Origin of the sequence: Neotabrizicola shimadae (genome assembly GCF_019623905.1) — a bacterium.
Classification (GTDB): Bacteria; Pseudomonadota; Alphaproteobacteria; order Rhodobacterales; family Rhodobacteraceae; genus Neotabrizicola; species Neotabrizicola shimadae.
This window is the reverse complement of record NZ_CP069370.1, coordinates 2,613,838-2,629,823: the sequence shown is the minus strand read 5'-3', so window position 1 is coordinate 2,629,823 and position 15,986 is coordinate 2,613,838. Positions and strand designations below refer to the sequence as shown.

Here is a 15,986-nt window from a genome sequence, read left to right as displayed (position 1 = left end):
TCAGGACGCAGAGAGGGCGACCTTCATGTCCTTGACCAGATAGATCACTTCGCCATCCGCTTCGACCCGACCGTCTGCGACACCCATGGTCAGGCGGCGGGTCTGCACGGCTTTGGTGAAATCGACGAAATAGCGCAGCATCTTGCGGTCGGGCCGAACCATCCCGGTCAGCTTGACCTCGCCCACGCCAAGCGCATAGCCGCGCCCCTGCCAGCCCCGCCAGCCGAGGTTGAAGCCCGTCAGTTGCCACAGGCCGTCAAGGCCAAGGCAACCCGGCATGATCGGGTTACCGGGAAAGTGACATTCGAAGAACCAGAGGTCCGGGCTGATGTCGAACTCGGCCACCACATGGCCCTTGCCATGCTCGCCCTCGTCTTCCGAAATCTCGACTATACGGTCCATCATCAGCATCGGAGGCGCCGGAAGCTGGGCATTGCCCGGTCCGAACAATTCGCCCCGCGCGCATTTCAGCAGGTCGTCCTTGTCGAAACGCGACGGATAAAGCGGCATCTTGCCCTGGCCCCCCACATGCATTGTTTCCCTCTAGCACCCGCCGGGAATGGGTGGCAAGGGCGGGGGGCCAACGGGCTGTGTCTCGCCGTAGGGCCCTCGACGCCCGCAATCACAGGATTTCCGTTTGAAGTGAGCGGGCAGTCTCCCTTATATGGCAGGTGAAGGGGCGAAGAGCATGGCGGTCACCACACGCAATCGCGGGGAGGAATGGCTTGCGCGCGGCGGGCTGCGGCCTACGCGCCAGCGCCTGGCGCTGGCCCACCTTCTGGTGGGCGATGGTCATGACCGTCATGTGACGGCCGAGAGCCTCTATGCAGCAAGCAATCGTTCTGGCGCGAAAGTGAGCCTTGCGACGGTATACAATACGTTGCGTGCATTTTGCGATGCCGGGCTCGTGCAAGAGGTGGTGGTGGATGGGTCGCGGTCCTACTTCGACACGCGGCTGGACGACCATCCTCACTTCTACTGGGAAGACAGCGCCGAGTTGACGGATGCTCCCAAGGACCAGCTGCAGATCGCGGGTCTGCCCGAGGCGCCGCAGGGTACCGTCATTTCACGCGTCGACGTGGTTATCCGTCTGCGCCGCTCCTGAAGGACCCTCGCCCGCTTCAAGCGTGTGGCGCGTCCGTGTCGCGGGCGTCCGCGCCAAGCTCGATATCGGCCAGAAGCCTTTGAACCATGGCCAGAAATGCGCGCATCGTGCTGTGACGAATTGGTCTAGCTGACCAGACTTCCCGAATGTGCTTCAGGGCGAAGGCGCGATCGAAAACCCTCGTGCGAATGCAGCAACGTCGCCTACTAGAGGCAGGCCGGAGTGACGCACGTGAAATCATCCTCGGATCAATTGCCTCGTTGTCCACTGGCACCGGCCTCTGCGCGGTGGTGCCGCAGCAGAGGTCGGTGCAAGTGAATGGGCGATGCCCCGGGGACTGGGACAATCGGCCAGAACGTGCTGAAACAAACTTGGGAAAAAGGCGCTGCGTGAAACCATCCGAGCCTTAAGGTCAACTCGTCGAGAAGAGCGCCATGGCTAGCCTGCGAATGATGCCGGCCAGGGGCCGGCTCCTCGTCCGCCCGCGCCGAACGCCTCGAGCCGCAGCGCGGGCGATGACGAGACGCACATCCGACTGGACAGGCGAGGCCACAGGACCAAGCCTGTCCAGTCGGGCGAGGTGAAATTCCACGCAAGCGGCGTCAGATGAATGGGCGCGTGGTGCATGCAAGATCGTCATGGCAGCAATCGGTCAATCGGTTTGAATGCCCCAATTATATGCCAATCTGCCGCTGCGTCAGTTGCAGCGGCAGATGTGTGGTTGCACGGATTGGCGGAAGGTTGCATTCTGTTGCATTGATGCGCTGCCGTGGAACCCTGTACCTTGGACATCCCTGACACTTTTTCTGGGCGCCTCGGGTTGGCCCTGAAGGTCATCAATATGTCGCCTGCGGCGCTCGGAGCGGCTGTAGGGGTGGACAAGTCGGTGATCTCGCGCTGGCTTTCGGGGAAGGTGACCCCCTCAGGTCACAATCTGACGCGAATCGCGTCAGAGATCGCACGCGCCCGCCCTGGTTTTTCCGCCTTGGCATTCGAGGCGCCTGCCGAGCATTTCGCGCGCGTTCTTGACCTCGGTCCCGGCACGGTGCCACTGCGCCGGCCCGCATCGGCGGAGGGTCCATCGGTCGTCGGGCTTGAATTGCCCTATGACGCCCTGAACGATGCTCGAAAAGAGACGGAGCGCCGAGGGGTCGAATACTTCGGCCATTACTCGTTGTACTACTGGTCGTTCACCCGCCCTGGTAGGGTCGTTCGGATGGCCATGATGCTCAGCCCGCGAGACGGTCTGATCGAGGCCCGCTACGGCGCCAACGGTTTCGAATTCGGGGGCTGGGCGCTCTTGCTCATGAACCGGCTCTACATCCAACTCTCCGAAAAGCGCTATCAGGCCATGATGTTCATGTTGACCAACCCCGGTCAGCAGCCTGTCGCGCGGCGGCTGACGGGGCTCATGATGGGCCCCTCGGACCGGCTTATGGTGCCGACCGTCTCGCCAATGGTTCTGGAACGCGAGCGCGCGATAACGGGCGACGACGCGACGAACATCGCCGATTTCGAAGCTGCCCAGGATTTTGATCCTTTCGAGCAAGGCGACAGCGCGCCGTTCGAGGTGCGCCACTGCCTGGAAAACATGGTCAGCATGACCCGCGTGGCCGATACAGGGGTCGCCCTGGTGCAAGTGCCGACCGCCGAGGCTGAAGGTTAGGGCGCGAGTTTTATCTCGCGCGTGGTTCCTATCGCTTTCAGGAAATCCCTGTCGTGACTGGCGATGACCAACGCGGCATCGAAAGCGACGAGGGCTTCCTCCAGCATAGTCCGAGCCTCCGAGTCGAGGTGGTTGGTTGGCTCGTCCAGCAGCAGCAGCGAGGGCGGTTCCGGGCCGCCAAACACGATTGCTAGGGAAGCCCGCAGCGCTTCGCCTCCGCTCAAGCCTGCTCGGCTGACCTTGGCCGCAGCGCCGCGAAACCCGAACCGGGCTAGCGAGGCGTGGACATCCTGTAGCGAAAGGGCCGGATGGGCAGCCCGCATAGCTTCTATCAGGTCCTCACCTGCTGGTACCAAGTGCTGGTCCAGCCGGGCGGTTCGGACCATGCGATCCAATCGCCCCGATGTGGGATGCAGATCGCCGGAAAGGAGGCGCAGAAGCGTGGACTTGCCTGATCCGTTCGGTCCCGTGACTGCAATCCGCTCGGGCCCGGTGATGTCGATGTCGAAGGGCCCGATGGCGTGACTTGCAGACCCCGCACTACCCGACAACCCGCGGGCCCTCAGCAGCAAGCGCGTGGGTGGCATATCCAGCCGTGGCATGAGCGCAGAAAGAGGCTGACGCAGATCCACGGCCGCCCGTGCCACGGCCAAGGCCTCAGTGGCGGCCACCACCCGCCGATCCGACATCCGCGACAGCCCCCGATCGCTCCCCTCTGCGCGGTCCTTCCGGAAATCCATCAGCATCCTGCCTTGGCTCCCGCTCGATCGGTCACGCCGGCCTGCGGCGTCATGGCGTGCCTTGCGCTCGGAAGCTTCCTGCGCCGCCCGCATTGCCTTTGACCTTGCGCGTTCGGCAAGGTCCAGGGTGCGCTGCCGACCCGCCGCCTCTCTTTTCTGCGCGATTGCGAAGGCGTCGTAACCGTGGCCATGAAGGGTCAGTCCGCGTGGGGAAAGTGCTGCGAACCGGCTGCACCGGCGAAGAAGTGTGGTGTCATGGCTTGAAACAACGACAGGCCCTGTGAAGTCCGAAAGCAGGTGGAGCACGAGAGCCACGCCATCTGCATCCAGATGGTTGGTCGGTTCATCCAGCAACAGCGCATCTGGGGTTCCTGCAATCAATGCCGCCAGCCGTGCACGGGTCCGCTGCCCGCCGGAAAGGCTCGACAATGCCCGGTCAGGTTCCGCATGAACCCCGGCCCGGCCAAGCTGGGCGCGGATCAAGCCATCAGTCATGCCGGCAGGAAAGACCTCATGAAGAGACTGTATCCCCGATGGCTCGATCTGGCGAAGGAACCCGATCCTGCCCGGTCTCCGGACATGGCCGCCGGTCCCGTCGATCTCGCCGGCCAGAAGGCGCAATACCGTGGACTTGCCTACGCCGTTCGGTCCGACAAGCGCGGTCACGCCGGAGCCGAAACTTGCTGTTATTGGCGGAAGGAGGGTCGATCCGTCAGGACGGGAGACGCCGACTCTTGAAAGAACGAAGACGGATGACATGATTGCACCTGCGAATGCCGGAAGGGACCAGTCTCTCGGTTTCGGGCAGGCGCATCGGCGGGATTTCCTTCGTTTCTTGGTGCGGATCTGGTGTCTCGGGCGGCGTGAGTCAAGCAGGTGCGATCAGAACCATTGACCGGGTTCCATCAGGCCAAGGTTCATGAGCTGTGTCGACGTCCAATCGAAGCGCTCAGAGTTGTACCACCGGAAGGTCGGCACCAGGTCGCGTGATCCCGGGTTGGTGCGCAGCGCCTTTGCTGTGCGGAATGACACGATGGCCGTGGTGATGTTGTTGTGCCATGGGCAGGCGTAGGTGTTGTACTCCTCATCGTTGAGTGTGTAGTCCTCTCTCAGCAGTAGCCCCGGCTTGGCCTTGAACAGTGCGATCCGGTCAATCTTGCGCTTCGCCAAAGGAATGTGCTCCTCGAACCGCCAGCGCAGGCCACCGAAGAAATTCAGCTGCCGTTCCTTAGGGTGGTTCTGGTTTGCCGGATCATTCCGGCCAAGCGCATAGTATCCCGAGCGATCAAGGCAGGCGTCCGCTGTTGAAACGGCGTCAGGAAAACGACGCAGATCCTCGGCATAGAGGTCCACCACATAGCTCAAGATGGCATCGCGCCGTTCTTCTGTCTGGAACGTGATCAACTCGCGGATGTTGCGTGTCTCGCAGAAGGGATGGAACAGGTACTCTGCATTGTAGCAATAGTAGAACCAGGTTCCGGGCGCTGCATCGATCAGTGTATTGATGGCACTGGTCAGCGCACCTGGCCCATGCACGCCGTAGGTCACCGCATGGATGCTGTCGGCCAGATCCTCCGGCAACTCGATTCCTTCGGGCGCCAGTGCGACGACAGCGCGGAACCCGGCATTCAGATGATGGCGCAGCGTGCTTTCCACCTCGACCCGGTCTTCGATCACGATAACCGCGACCGGCCCCTTGGCCAGCAGGGCCCTGGAACGGGTCAGAAAGTCGATAAGGCCAGTGTATCGCATCGGCGACCCGTGATTTTCCAGAACGGTTGCAGAAAAGGGCAAGCAAAGCCACAAGGCAAGGGGGGCGGATTGCCCAAGGCGGCCAGGATCGTGTATGGCACGGGCCTTCGGATGGGGGTTCAACCATGGCGGACGCGAAGAAGCTCTTCATCAAGACCTATGGCTGTCAGATGAATGTCTACGACAGCGAGCGCATGGCCGAAGCCATGGGCGCCGAGGGTTATGTCCTGACCGAGGCGGTGGAAGAAGCAGACATGGTCCTGCTGAACACTTGCCACATCCGCGAGAAGGCTTCCGAGAAGTTGTACTCTGATCTGGGGCGCTTGAAGCCGCTAAAGGCGGCTCGACCCGACCTGAAGATTGGTGTTGCCGGTTGCGTGGCTCAGGCCGAAGGCGAAGAGATCATTCGGCGGATGCCGCTTGTCGATCTTGTCGTTGGCCCCCAGAGCTACCATCGCCTGCCTGCCCTGGCCAAGGCGCCAGGCCGCAGCGTCGATACCGAATTTCCGCCCGAAGACAAGTTCGACCACCTGCCGGAACGCAAGGCCCTGCGGGGCCCGACGGCCTTTCTGACGGTGCAGGAGGGCTGCGACAAGTTCTGCGCGTTCTGTGTCGTGCCTTACACCAGGGGGGCCGAGGTCAGCCGCCCTGTTTCCCGACTGATGGCCGAGGCAGAGGATCTCGTCGCGCGCGGTGTCTGCGAGATCACGTTGCTAGGCCAGAACGTCAACGCCTACCACGGCGAAGGCCCTGATGGCCCTTGGTCCCTGGCGCGACTGATACGCAACCTCGCCCGTATCGAGGGGCTTGCGCGCATCCGCTATACAACAAGCCATCCGAATGACATGGACGAGGACCTCATCGCCGCGCACGGCGAAGTGACCCAGTTGATGCCCTACCTGCATCTCCCGGTGCAGTCCGGGTCGGACCGGATCCTGAAGGCGATGAACCGAAAGCACACGGCCGACCAGTATCTGAGGCTGGTCGAACGTATCCGCGCAGCGCGCCCGGACATCCTGCTCAGCTCTGATTTCATCGTTGGCTTCCCGGGCGAAACCGATCAGGATTTCCGGCAGACGCTTGACCTGATCCGTGCCGTCGGTTTTGGCGCGGCCTTCAGCTTCAAGTACTCCTCCCGGCCAGGCACCCCTGCGGCTGAAAGGCATCCGGTTGACGGCGACGTCGCGGATGAACGGCTGCAACTCCTCCAGGCTTTGATCACCGAACAGCAGCGCGCAGCTCAGATGGTGATGGTGGGCAAGGAAGTCACCGTGCTCTACGAGAAGTCCGGGCGGCTTCCGGGGCAGATGGTTGGCAAATCGGATCACCTTCACGCCGTTCATGTCCGCGACTCGTCGGGGCAGGTTGGAGACCTGGTGCGGGTGCGAATCGTCGGCTCGGCGCCCAACTCATTGTCGGGCGAACCGGCTATCCCTTGAGGGCTGTTTCCGCTTCAAGAGAAATCCCTCATGCTGTGTAGGGATTTTCTATGCCCCGGGATCATTGGCTGAAGCCCAAACGCGATTCCATCGATTTTTCTTTACTTCACCGTATTCTAGCCACAATTGGGACGGGTCGCGCTTGGGTGGGGCCAAGGTCGGGAGAGCTGCATTGTTGGGGTCCGGTACAATTTCATTTCGTCGGTTGGCTACGGTTGCAGCCGTCATGGTTGCTTCGGCATGGTCAGTGACTGCGCAGGCAGAGGTTGCCGCACCCATTACGGGTGTCCCTCCTGAAACCGCACCGCGCGCGACCGGATTTGTCGAATGGGGCGTCTGGATCGACCCCGATGGCTGTATGCACTGGTACGCCGATGGTGGCGCCGAGGGGTTCATGGTCAGCCGCGTCAACCCAAAGACCGGAAAGCCCGTGTGCCTGCGCAAGAACACCTGTCTTGTGGAGAACACTGACACTCTGTTTGCCACGGACTCGGCCAAACTGACCGCATCCGGCCGCGCCCGGCTGGAAGAGTTCTTCCGCACCGCCAATGCCTTTGGTTATGCAATCTACGGCCATACTGACAGCCGTGCCTCGAATGCCTACAATCAGGGCCTGTCCGAGCGGCGCGCCGCTTCGGTCGCTGCCGTGGCCCGGTCGCAAGGCGCCGCGGTGGAGCGTCAGATTGGCTTTGGCGAGACACGGCCGATTGCCCCCAATGACTCGCCGGCGAACATGCAGAAGAACCGTCGCGTCGAAGTCATCTGCTATCGGTGGTGAGTGTCATGAACAGAGTTTTTTCCCTTGGCGCTGGCCTGTTGGTCCTTTCCGCGCTGTCCGCCTGTGGCGTCAGTCCGACCGCTCGCAGCACCTCGAACGGTCTGCCCGTGATCGCCACTGCCTACGACACGGGTGTCGACAGCAAGCCTGGCCTGACGAAGCAGACCGCGATCGCTTATGATCCCGATGGTTGCCAGACCTGGCTGATCGACGATGGCTTCGAAGGCTATGCCACGCGGCGCAACGACCCCGTATCAGGGCTGCCAGTGTGCAACAAACTCGCTCCCGGTGGGACGGTCATCGGGGAGTACCAGACCAACAGCATTCCGAACTGGTTCCCGAACTGACGTAACCGCTTCCCGAATATCTCAAAGGGCCGTGCAGCAGCGCGGTCCTTTGTGTTTGCGGGGGGGCGCTGCCACAAAATGTGGCGTTGTCACGCCAGAATGCCGGGATCGGTGCAATCTGTGCTTGCTCGCGGAACTGTCACGGCGCAGTCTCAATTCATCGGTTAGCCTTTATCCGTCCACCAAAGCGAAAAGGAACCCCACTTGGGCATCAGCGCGCTGACCCCCCCGAAAGCCGAAGACATTGTCGAAACCCTGCTGGAGTTCCCCGACAACCGCCTTCTGATCGACCTCTGTGGTGAGTACGATCGCAACCTCTCGCAGATCGAACACCAGATGGGCGTGCACATCCTGCGACGGGGCAACCGTCTGGCAGTGATCGGCGATAAGGGCGCGCGAGAGCAGGCGGCGGCGGTGCTGCGCGGTCTGTACGCTCGCCTTGAAGGCGGACGCGGCATCGGCGCCGGCGATGTTGATGCGGCCTTGCGTCTGGGGCGCCCCAACCCCGAGCCCGCGCGCGAGGGTGAGCAGATCGAGTTGTTCGGCGGCATGTCGATGGAGCTTCGAACCCGCAAGAAGCCGATCGAGCCGCGAACCGAGGCGCAGAAGGCTTATGTCGCCAATCTCTTCTCGCACGAGTTGGGGTTCGGTATTGGCCCGGCCGGCACCGGCAAGACATATCTTGCGGTTGCCGTGGGCGTGACCATGTTCATCTCTGGCGCTGTCGAGAAGATCGTCCTGTCCCGTCCCGCCGTCGAGGCGGGCGAGCGTCTGGGCTTCTTGCCCGGCGACATGAAGGAGAAGGTCGATCCTTACATGCAGCCGCTCTACGACGCGCTGAATGACTTCTTGCCATCGAAGCAGGTCGAGAAGCTCATGCAGGAGAAACGGATCGAGATCGCTCCCCTCGCGTTCATGCGCGGCCGTACGCTGTCGAACGCCTTTGTGGTGCTGGACGAGGCCCAGAATGCCACGTCGATGCAGATGAAGATGTTCTTGACCCGTCTGGGCGAGGGTAGCCGCATGGTGATCACCGGCGACCGCACCCAGATCGACCTGCCGCGGGGGGTGCCCAGCGGATTGGCCGAGGCCGAGCGCATCCTGAAGGGGGTGAAGGGCGTCACCTTCAACTACTTCACTGCCAAGGACGTCGTGCGCCACCCACTCGTCGCCCGCATCATCGAGGCTTACGAGGCCGACGAACCCTACCAGGGCTGATAACCACACCGCAGAATGGCAAAGGCCCCGGACATACTGTCCGGGGCCTTTCCGTATCTATTGTGGCCGCCTTGTGTCAGACCAGAGCCGCGCGAGCCTGCGCTGCGATGGCGTTGAACGCCTCGGGCTCATGCACGGCCAGATCGGCCAGAACCTTGCGGTCCACTTCGATGCCTGCCTTGTTCAGGCCGTCAATCAGGCGCGAATAGGTGAAGGCCGGGTCGAACAGACGCACAGCGGCGTTTATGCGCTGGATCCACAGGGCGCGGAACTGGCGCTTGCGAACCGAACGGTCGCGGGTGGCGTACTGGTTCGCCTTGTCGACCGCCTGCGTGGCGGTGCGGAAGTTGCGCGAACGGGCCGAATAGTAGCCGGACGCCTGCTTGATCACCTTGCGGTGACGGGCATGCGTGACCTTGCCGGACTTGACGCGGGACATGTGTCTTTCTCCTTACCGGTCGTAGGGCATGTACTTCTTGACGATCTTCGTATCGCTGTCGCACAGCAGCATGGTGCCGCTTGCATCCCGCACGAATTTCGTCGTCCGCTTAATCATGCCGTGCCGCTTGCCGGCAACGCCGGCCTTGGCCCGACCGGACGCCGTGAAGCTGAAGCGCTTCTTCGCCGCCGACTTGGTCTTCATCTTGGGCATTTCGATCTCCGTCGTTACAGGCGCGACTCGGCATGCCACTTAGGCCGGCCGCGCAGGGGTATTCAGAGGGCGCCGTATAGGGTCATCCCGGTGGGGGTGCAAGGGCAAAGACGCTCAGCCGATGAATCGCTGAACAGTCCGCACCACGACGTCAGGCAACTCCCGGAACTCATAGCCTGACGGGTGTTTCACCAGGGCCGTGACGATCAGGACGGCGGAAATCAGCAACAGGATGGCAGCACCCCTGGGCGGGGTGCTGGAAGAATAGGCATTCAGAAGGGCAGGCAGTGTCAGCGCAAGCAGGAATAATCCCACCGTAAGCATGAGATCGGTATCCATGCCGCCCTCCCGCTGGTCCAAGCGAGTGCAGGTTATTCCGGGTCAGCCCTGTAGATCAACCGTTCGTCACAGGGGGCCACGCGCAGGATGTTGGTGGTGCCCTGCACGTTGAACGGCACGCCAGCGGTCAGCACGATCTGGTCGGTCTCCTGGGCAAAGCCCTCCGACCGCGCCGCGCGCACCGCCGAGATGACCGCACCCTTGAACCGTTCCTGTTCCTCGGTGATGCAGCAATGGGCGCCCCAGGTCAGACAGGACCGCCGCGCCGTCTCGATCAGCGGCGTCAAGGCGATGATCGGCACACGGGGCCGCTCGCGTGCAACCAGGCCCACGGTGTTGCCGGACTGGGTGAACACGCAAATTGCCTTGATGTTCGCCGATTCCGCGATCTCGCGCGCTGCCGCGACGATGCCATCTGCCACCGAAGCGCGGGCGACCACGCGGCTCGCCTCGATCACGGAGCGATAGGTCGGGTCACTCTCAACCGAAATGGCGACGTTGTTCATTGTCTGAACCGCCTCGATCGGGAACTTGCCCGCGGCGGATTCTGCCGACAGCATCACGGCGTCGGCACCTTCGTAGATAGCGGTCGCCACATCGGAAACCTCTGCCCGTGTGGGCATCGGGTTTTCGATCATGGATTCCAGCATCTGAGTTGCCACGATCACCGGCTTGGCCGCTGCCCGTGCGCCGCGCACCAGACGCTTCTGGATCGGCGGCACCGAATAAACCGGCAACTCCACGCCCAGATCGCCCCGTGCCACCATGATCCCGTCCGAGACCGCCAGGATCTCGTCATAGGCTTTCACGGCAGCCGGCTTTTCAATCTTCGACAGCACGGCCGCGCGACCCTTGGCCAGACGGCGCGCCTCAAGCACGTCCTCGGGGCGCTGCACGAAAGACAGGGCCAACCAGTCCACACCGATCTGGCACGCAAACTCCAGGTCAACCTTGTCCTTTTCGGACAGGGCGGCCAGCGGAAGCACCACGTCAGGCACGTTCACGCCTTTGCGGTTCGAGATCATGCCGCCCACGATCACGGTGCAATCCGCGAAATCCGTGCCGCAGACATCGACCTTCAACCGGGTCTTGCCGTCATTGACGAGAAGTGTCGTCCCCGGCTCAAGCGCCGCAAAGATCTCTGGGTGGGGAAGCTGAACGCGATGGTCCTCGCCTGGTGCCGGGTCCAGGTCCAGCCGGAACTTCGCCCCGTCCTCCAGTTCCACAGCGCCGGCCACAAAGGTCCCAAGCCGCAGCTTCGGCCCCTGAAGGTCGGCCAGAATGGCGATCGGACGGCCGGTATCTGCCTCCACCTGCCGGATGATCGCATGGCGCGCACGGATGTCGTCGTGCGTGCCGTGGCTCATGTTCAGGCGAAACACATCGGCCCCGGCCTCGAACAGGCCGCGAATGGTCTTGTAGTCGCTGGAGGCCGGCCCGAGCGTGGCCACGATCTTCACGTTGCGCAGGCGTCTCATGCCATGCTCCTTTTGTTCGTCACGTTCGTGGTGGGCCGCGCGTCTTATCGCCGAATCCGGCTGGCGGGGCAACTGGCGCTTTCTGCCAGTGCAGCATAAATGTCAGGTGATGCAATCAGCGCACCGGAGCTGCCAGTGGATGCCTTCGAAATCATCGGCGAATCCCGGCCTGGCCGCTGGCTTGTGACCTGCGACCACGCCTCGAACCGCGTTCCCGAAGATTTCGGAGGGACGCTTGGCCTTCCCCAATCCGAGATGGCCCGCCACATCGCCTGGGACCCGGGCGCTGCCGGTGTCGCCGTTGGCCTGGCGCGGCGCCTGAACAGTCCGGCCATCCTGACGCGGTTCTCTCGCCTGGTCATCGACCCCAACCGCGGCGAGGACGACCCGACCCTGGTGATGCGGCTTTACGACGGGACCATCGTGCCAGGGAACCGCCATGCCGATCTGGTCGAGGTCGAACGCCGATTGGACAGCCTCTATCGCCCCTATCACGCGGCCTACGAAAGGCTTGCCGTTCAACGGTCGGATCGGGTCATCCTTGCCGTCCACTCGTTCACGCCCTGCCTGAAAGGCCGTGCACCGCGTCCCTGGCATGTGGGCGTGCTCTATTCGCATCTGGACGAACGCCTCAGCCGTAGCCTAATTGCCTGCCTTGAACGGTTGCCCGGACTGGTCGTTGGCGACAATGAACCTTATTCCGGTCACCTTCCGGGCGATGCCATCGACCAGCACGCGCTGAGGGCCGGAAGGCACAACACGCTGATCGAGCTTCGGCAGGACCTGATCGCCACACCGGAACATCAGGAAATGTGGGCGGAACGACTGGCGCCCGTGCTCGTGGACGCTTTGGAGGAGGCAGACAGATGACGATGATCGACCCATCCACTCAGGTTGAACTGGAAGCCGCGGCCTTTCGCGCGTTGATGCATCACCTTCTGGAAAAGCGCCCCGATGTGCAGAACATCGACCTCATGAACCTGGCCGGCTTCTGCCGGAACTGCCTCAGCCGCTGGTATCAGGAGGCTGCCGCCGAACGAGGTATTACCCTGTCAAAGGAAGAGGCGCGCGAAATCGTGTATGGCATGCCCTATGCCGATTGGGTGGCGCAGCACCAGACTGAGGCCAGCGACGACAAGAAGGCCGCCTTCCAGGATGCCTTCAACCGCAATGTCGGGCCGCAAAGGTGATTCCCGGAGGTTCGTTTTGGCTGAGGTGGATGGCCAGCATACAACCTGAAAGTGTTTTTTCGAAACAAAGTTCCTGGGCGTTGATTGCTCGGTCGCAGGACCCGTTGCATTAGTTCGAACAGTCCAGACCTGCCCCGTGAACTGTTCGTCATCCGTGCAACAACGGCGTTGAATGGCTGGTCAAGTTTGACTTTTTCACCGTAACCGGACAATATGTTGATGTGTTCTGGTGATGGTAACCAAATGGAAGTGTTTCTCATGCTGCTATCGGTGCCGCTCGCCCTCGCAGGCGGCTTCGCAATGGATGCAGCATCAAATGACGATCACAATTCCGAAGACTCGGCGCCCCAGTCCGATGAGGGTCTGGATCCTGACGCTGAACCCATTATCTGACGAACACCTGTAAAGCTTGTGAGTGCAATATGACCTTCCTTCAGCTCTTCCTCTTGGGCGGCCTTGCGATCATCTTCGCGCTTGCCGCTGTATACCCTCGTCGCCTTGCTCGTCCGCGCCGGTCGGTTGATCCCTTCAAGGGGCTTGAAGACGACTGGGCCGATATCATGGGCAAGAAGCCCGGGGACGCCCCCCAGAAGCTGGCTGCCTGACCGCCGGCGTGCTCGTTCGCGGCGCAAGCCAACAGATTTCAGGGCCGCTCCAAAGGAGCGGCTTTCTTATTTCGTGCTGACAGGAAGGTCAGACCGCCGTCTTGCGCATCTCGTCCAGATAGATTTCCCGCAACCGCGCCGCGATCGGGCCAGGAACACCCTTGCCGATTGCGGCGCCGTCCACTTCGATCACCGGCATCACGAAGGCCGAGGCAGAGGTATAGAATGCCTCGTCGGCAGCCTGCGCTTCCTCAATGGTGAAGGGGCGTTCCTCGATCTCCAGCTGAAGGTCCGCCGCACAGCGCAGCACAGCCGCTCGCGTGATGCCATGCAGGATGTCGGTGCCAAGCTGCCGGGTGACGATCCGGTTTCCCTTCACAATCCAGGTGTTGTTCGAGGTGCCTTCCGTAACGAAGCCATCCTCGGTCAGCCAGGCATCATCGACGCCCGCTTTCTTGGCCATCATCTTGCCCATCGACGGATAAAGAAGCTGCACCGTCTTGATGTCGCGCCGTCCCCACCGGATATCGGGGATCGAGATCACCCGGTGACCCTTCCGGGCGGCGGCGTTGCCAGACTCCAGCGTCTTGACCATGGTGAACATTACAAGGGTCGATTTTGTGACCGACGGGTCAGGGAAAGCGAAATCCCGATCACCGGGATTGCCGCGCGTGACCTGCAGGTAGACCATCCCCTCGGTCAGGCCGTTTGCCACGATCAGTTCGCGATGGATCGCCAGCAGATCCTCGTCCGAACAGGGCGCCGCCATATCCAATTCCTTGAGCGACCTGGCAAGGCGGGCACAATGGCCGGGCCAGTCGATCAGCTTGGCCCCCAGCACCGAAGTGACCTCATAGACGCCATCGGCCATCAGGAATCCGCGGTCGAAGATCGAGACGGTGGCGGCCTCTTCCGGCAGGTAGCTCCCGTTCACAAAGACGGTGCGGCTCATCGCAGGCTCCTTCTCAGCCCCAAAGCTCGGGGCAGGGCGGGTGAATTCCCGCAGCGTCGATTTTCAGCGGGTGTGCGCGGTCTTCAGCCAGAAGCAGCGGCGCGTCAAGGTCGACATAATCCGCACCGGCTGTCAGCAGCGTAGCCGGCGCCATCGCCAGCGACGAGCCGACCATGCAGCCGATCATCACACCATAGCCTGCGTCCAGAGCTGCCTGTCGAAGGGCCAGCGCTTCGGTCAAACCGCCGGTCTTGTCGAGCTTGATGTTGACGAGGTCGTACTTGCCCTTGAGTCCGGGCAGCGACGCGCGATCGTGGCAGGACTCATCGGCGCAGACCGGCAGCGGGCGGGCGATCTCGCCCAGCATGCCGTCCCGTCCGGCGGGCAGCGGCTGTTCGACCATGGCCACGCCCAGGCGCAGAAGATGCGGCGCCAGTTCGGTATAGACCTCCGCCGTCCAGCCCTCGTTGGCATCGACAATGATCACGGACCGCGGCGCCCCCTGCCGCACCGCCTCCAGCCGCGGCATGTCGTCGGGCGTTCCCAGCTTGATCTTGAGCAGCGGCCGGTGGGCATGGGCCGAGGCCTGTGCGCGCATCGCCTCGGGTGTGTCGAGCGACAGGGTATAGGTGATCGGCACCGGGCGCGGCGCCGCGATCCCGGCCAGATCCCAAGCGCGCCACCCCGCGCGCTTCGCCTCCCAGTCCCAGAGCGCGCAATCCACGGCATTGCGGGCAGCGCCTGGCGGCAGGGCCGCCTGGAGGGCATCGCGCGTGATGCCCCCGGTCAACCCCTCGATCTGCGCCGTCACACTCTCCAGGCTTTCGCCGTAGCGGGCATAGGGTACGCATTCGCCCCGTCCGGTGATGCCGTCGCGGATAACGGTGGCGGTCAGAACCCGCGCCTCGGTGCGCGTCCCGCGCGAGATGGTGAAAGCCTGTGCCAGGCGGAAAGTATCGGCGGTGACTTCAATCATCGGCGCTCTCCTTCCCGGCGAAACTGGCGGTCCCGGCGGGCAAGCGCAATCCCCGTTCAGTCCGAGAAGCGCCGCGCGGATATGTTCACATCGCCCCAGTCGGCTTCCGGCCAGCCGTGCCCGGTCCTGGCGCAGTGCAGCGTCCAGCCCTCGCGGGCCAGTTCAAGCGTCACCGGATGCACCGTCACCGGCAGGAGTGACCGGGCCTGCAGGCGTACCACCCGGCCGGTGCGAACGGCTTCGGCCAGCGCCGCGCGCCGCGGATCGGCCGGGCCGGGAGGGTCGGGCACGACAGGGAACCGCGCCTGTGCCCGGATGATGAGGGCCCGCGTCTGATCGGGAAAGGCTTCACGCATCTTGGCCTGGGCGCGGGCCAGCGCCGCAGCCAGGCCAAGATCGGCGAACAGGCGCGGCGCCAGCGACAGCAGAATCCCCATTGCCTCGGCTTCGCTGGCGTCCAGCCCGGTCAGCCGTGTGCGGTAGTCGAACCCCAGTTCCACCCCGCCCTGCGCGCCGCGCCAGGTTATCACCGGCAGCCCGGCCTGGGTCAGCGCGTCAAGGTCGCGCTGGACGGTGCGGCGTGACACTTCCAGTTCGGCCGCCAGCTGGCCCACGCTCTGCCGGCCGCGGTTCTGCAGGATCAGCAGCATATGCAGCAGACGGGCGGCGCGCATTGGAGCACTTCCAATCAGGACAGAAGGTGTCACGATACCCTTGCTAGGCTCTGGCATCCAGCGCAACGGGAAAGG

At 62.9% G+C, this 15,986-nt stretch carries 19 protein-coding genes; 9 read left to right on the top strand and 10 right to left on the bottom strand.

Features of this window, described 5'->3' with window-relative positions; genetic code table 11:
• Window positions 1-510, bottom strand: coding sequence for a bifunctional 3-hydroxydecanoyl-ACP dehydratase/trans-2-decenoyl-ACP isomerase (gene fabA, locus JO391_RS12795; protein ID WP_220664552.1), 510 nt, complete (start codon window positions 508-510; stop codon window positions 1-3).
• A gap of 178 nt (window positions 511-688) precedes the next feature.
• On the opposite strand from fabA, the gene irrA reads away from it, so the two are divergent.
• Together irrA and JO391_RS12785 are read left to right on the top strand one after the other, a co-directional pair.
• The gene (gene irrA / locus JO391_RS12790) at window positions 689-1,105 is read left to right on the top strand and encodes an iron response transcriptional regulator IrrA (protein WP_220660867.1); all 417 of its coding nucleotides are present in this window, start codon (window positions 689-691) and stop codon (window positions 1,103-1,105) included.
• Between the two features lie 820 nt (window positions 1,106-1,925).
• Window positions 1,926-2,771 carry a helix-turn-helix domain-containing protein gene (locus tag JO391_RS12785; protein ID WP_220660866.1) on the top strand — a complete coding sequence of 282 codons (846 nt, stop codon included), beginning with the start codon at window positions 1,926-1,928 and terminating at the stop codon, window positions 2,769-2,771.
• On the opposite strand, the gene JO391_RS12780 is transcribed toward JO391_RS12785, so the two are convergent.
• Window positions 2,768-4,270, bottom strand: coding sequence for an ATP-binding cassette domain-containing protein (locus JO391_RS12780; RefSeq protein WP_220660865.1), 1,503 nt, complete (start codon window positions 4,268-4,270; stop codon window positions 2,768-2,770). The genes JO391_RS12785 and JO391_RS12780 overlap by 4 nt on opposite strands.
• A 123-nt stretch (window positions 4,271-4,393) precedes the next feature.
• Window positions 4,394-5,263, bottom strand: coding sequence for a hypothetical protein (locus tag JO391_RS12775; protein ID WP_220660864.1), 870 nt, complete (start codon window positions 5,261-5,263; stop codon window positions 4,394-4,396).
• Window positions 5,264-5,388: 125 nt separating this feature from the next.
• Here JO391_RS12775 and miaB point away from each other — a divergent pair, with 125 nt between their 5' ends.
• The 4 genes from miaB to JO391_RS12755 all read left to right on the top strand — a co-directional run bounded on the left by miaB (window position 5,389) and on the right by JO391_RS12755 (window position 9,045).
• Window positions 5,389-6,702: a tRNA (N6-isopentenyl adenosine(37)-C2)-methylthiotransferase MiaB gene (gene miaB / locus JO391_RS12770; RefSeq protein ID WP_220660863.1), complete on the top strand. Its 1,314-nt coding sequence runs from the start codon at window positions 5,389-5,391 to the stop codon at window positions 6,700-6,702.
• 247 nt (window positions 6,703-6,949) lie between these two features.
• On the top strand, window positions 6,950-7,480 hold the full coding sequence (locus tag JO391_RS12765; RefSeq protein WP_259444693.1) for an OmpA family protein: 531 nt from the start codon (window positions 6,950-6,952) through the stop codon (window positions 7,478-7,480).
• A 5-nt stretch (window positions 7,481-7,485) separates the two neighbouring features.
• Window positions 7,486-7,827: a hypothetical protein gene (locus JO391_RS12760; RefSeq protein WP_220660862.1), complete on the top strand. Its 342-nt coding sequence runs from the start codon at window positions 7,486-7,488 to the stop codon at window positions 7,825-7,827.
• 204 nt (window positions 7,828-8,031) lie between these two features.
• A complete protein-coding gene (locus JO391_RS12755; RefSeq protein ID WP_220660861.1) occupies window positions 8,032-9,045 on the top strand; it encodes a PhoH family protein in 1,014 nt (337 codons plus the stop codon).
• A 76-nt stretch (window positions 9,046-9,121) separates the two neighbouring features.
• Here the strand turns inward: JO391_RS12755 and rplT are convergent, their stop codons facing one another.
• The 4 genes from rplT to pyk form a co-directional block, all read right to left on the bottom strand.
• Entirely contained in the window at window positions 9,122-9,484 is a 363-nt protein-coding gene (gene rplT, locus JO391_RS12750; RefSeq protein WP_220660860.1) for a 50S ribosomal protein L20, read from the bottom strand.
• 12 nt (window positions 9,485-9,496) lie between these two features.
• Window positions 9,497-9,697: a 50S ribosomal protein L35 gene (gene rpmI, locus JO391_RS12745; RefSeq protein WP_220660859.1), complete on the bottom strand. Its 201-nt coding sequence runs from the start codon at window positions 9,695-9,697 to the stop codon at window positions 9,497-9,499.
• Window positions 9,698-9,811: 114 nt separating this feature from the next.
• A complete protein-coding gene (locus tag JO391_RS12740) occupies window positions 9,812-10,036 on the bottom strand; it encodes a hypothetical protein (RefSeq protein WP_220660858.1) in 225 nt (74 codons plus the stop codon).
• A 32-nt stretch (window positions 10,037-10,068) separates the two neighbouring features.
• Window positions 10,069-11,514, bottom strand: coding sequence for a pyruvate kinase (gene pyk / locus JO391_RS12735; RefSeq protein ID WP_220660857.1), 1,446 nt, complete (start codon window positions 11,512-11,514; stop codon window positions 10,069-10,071).
• A gap of 135 nt (window positions 11,515-11,649) precedes the next feature.
• On the opposite strand from pyk, the gene JO391_RS12730 reads away from it, so the two are divergent.
• The 3 genes from JO391_RS12730 (at window position 11,650) to JO391_RS12720 (ending at window position 13,309) form a co-directional block, all read left to right on the top strand.
• Entirely contained in the window at window positions 11,650-12,384 is a 735-nt protein-coding gene (locus JO391_RS12730; RefSeq protein WP_220660856.1) for an N-formylglutamate amidohydrolase, read from the top strand.
• Window positions 12,381-12,704 (top strand): DUF1244 domain-containing protein, encoded by a 324-nt coding sequence (locus JO391_RS12725; RefSeq protein ID WP_220660855.1) that lies wholly within the window; start codon window positions 12,381-12,383, stop codon window positions 12,702-12,704. Before JO391_RS12730 ends, JO391_RS12725 begins: the two co-directional genes overlap by 4 nt.
• Before the next feature lie 422 nt (window positions 12,705-13,126).
• Entirely contained in the window at window positions 13,127-13,309 is a 183-nt protein-coding gene (locus JO391_RS12720; RefSeq protein WP_220660854.1) for a hypothetical protein, read from the top strand.
• 88 nt (window positions 13,310-13,397) lie between these two features.
• Here JO391_RS12720 and JO391_RS12715 read toward each other — a convergent pair whose 3' ends face one another.
• From JO391_RS12715 to JO391_RS12705, 3 genes are read right to left on the bottom strand one after another with little or no spacing between them, the layout of a single operon-like run.
• Window positions 13,398-14,261 carry a D-amino-acid transaminase gene (locus JO391_RS12715; protein ID WP_220660853.1) on the bottom strand — a complete coding sequence of 288 codons (864 nt, stop codon included), beginning with the start codon at window positions 14,259-14,261 and terminating at the stop codon, window positions 13,398-13,400.
• A 13-nt stretch (window positions 14,262-14,274) separates the two neighbouring features.
• Complete coding sequence (dgcA, locus tag JO391_RS12710) at window positions 14,275-15,237, bottom strand: N-acetyl-D-Glu racemase DgcA (protein WP_220660852.1); 963 nt, start codon at window positions 15,235-15,237, stop codon at window positions 14,275-14,277.
• Window positions 15,238-15,293: 56 nt separating this feature from the next.
• Window positions 15,294-15,911, bottom strand: a complete 618-nt coding sequence (locus JO391_RS12705; RefSeq protein WP_220660851.1) for a helix-turn-helix transcriptional regulator — start codon at window positions 15,909-15,911, stop codon at window positions 15,294-15,296.
• Between the last annotated feature and the right edge of the window lie 75 nt (window positions 15,912-15,986).

Bases quoted from the DNA above. Each gene is read 5' to 3' on its own strand.
- pyk (WP_220660857.1), bottom strand. From the start codon at position 11,514: ATGAGACGCCTGCGCAACGTGAAGATCGTGGCCACGCTCGGGCCGGCC.
- rplT (WP_220660860.1), bottom strand. From the start codon at position 9,484: ATGTCCCGCGTCAAGTCCGGCAAGGTCACGCATGCCCGTCACCGCAAG.
- fabA (WP_220664552.1), bottom strand. From the start codon at position 510: ATGCCGCTTTATCCGTCGCGTTTCGACAAGGACGACCTGCTGAAATGC.
- JO391_RS12705 (WP_220660851.1), bottom strand. From the start codon at position 15,911: ATGCGCGCCGCCCGTCTGCTGCATATGCTGCTGATCCTGCAGAACCGC.
- rpmI (WP_220660859.1), bottom strand. From the start codon at position 9,697: ATGCCCAAGATGAAGACCAAGTCGGCGGCGAAGAAGCGCTTCAGCTTC.
- JO391_RS12780 (WP_220660865.1), bottom strand. From the start codon at position 4,270: ATGTCATCCGTCTTCGTTCTTTCAAGAGTCGGCGTCTCCCGTCCTGAC.
- dgcA (WP_220660852.1), bottom strand. From the start codon at position 15,237: ATGATTGAAGTCACCGCCGATACTTTCCGCCTGGCACAGGCTTTCACC.
- JO391_RS12760 (WP_220660862.1), top strand. From the start codon at position 7,486: ATGAACAGAGTTTTTTCCCTTGGCGCTGGCCTGTTGGTCCTTTCCGCG.
- JO391_RS12740 (WP_220660858.1), bottom strand. From the start codon at position 10,036: ATGGATACCGATCTCATGCTTACGGTGGGATTATTCCTGCTTGCGCTG.
- miaB (WP_220660863.1), top strand. From the start codon at position 5,389: ATGGCGGACGCGAAGAAGCTCTTCATCAAGACCTATGGCTGTCAGATG.
- JO391_RS12725 (WP_220660855.1), top strand. From the start codon at position 12,381: ATGACGATGATCGACCCATCCACTCAGGTTGAACTGGAAGCCGCGGCC.
- JO391_RS12775 (WP_220660864.1), bottom strand. From the start codon at position 5,263: ATGCGATACACTGGCCTTATCGACTTTCTGACCCGTTCCAGGGCCCTG.
- irrA (WP_220660867.1), top strand. From the start codon at position 689: ATGGCGGTCACCACACGCAATCGCGGGGAGGAATGGCTTGCGCGCGGC.
- JO391_RS12715 (WP_220660853.1), bottom strand. From the start codon at position 14,261: ATGAGCCGCACCGTCTTTGTGAACGGGAGCTACCTGCCGGAAGAGGCC.
- JO391_RS12720 (WP_220660854.1), top strand. From the start codon at position 13,127: ATGACCTTCCTTCAGCTCTTCCTCTTGGGCGGCCTTGCGATCATCTTC.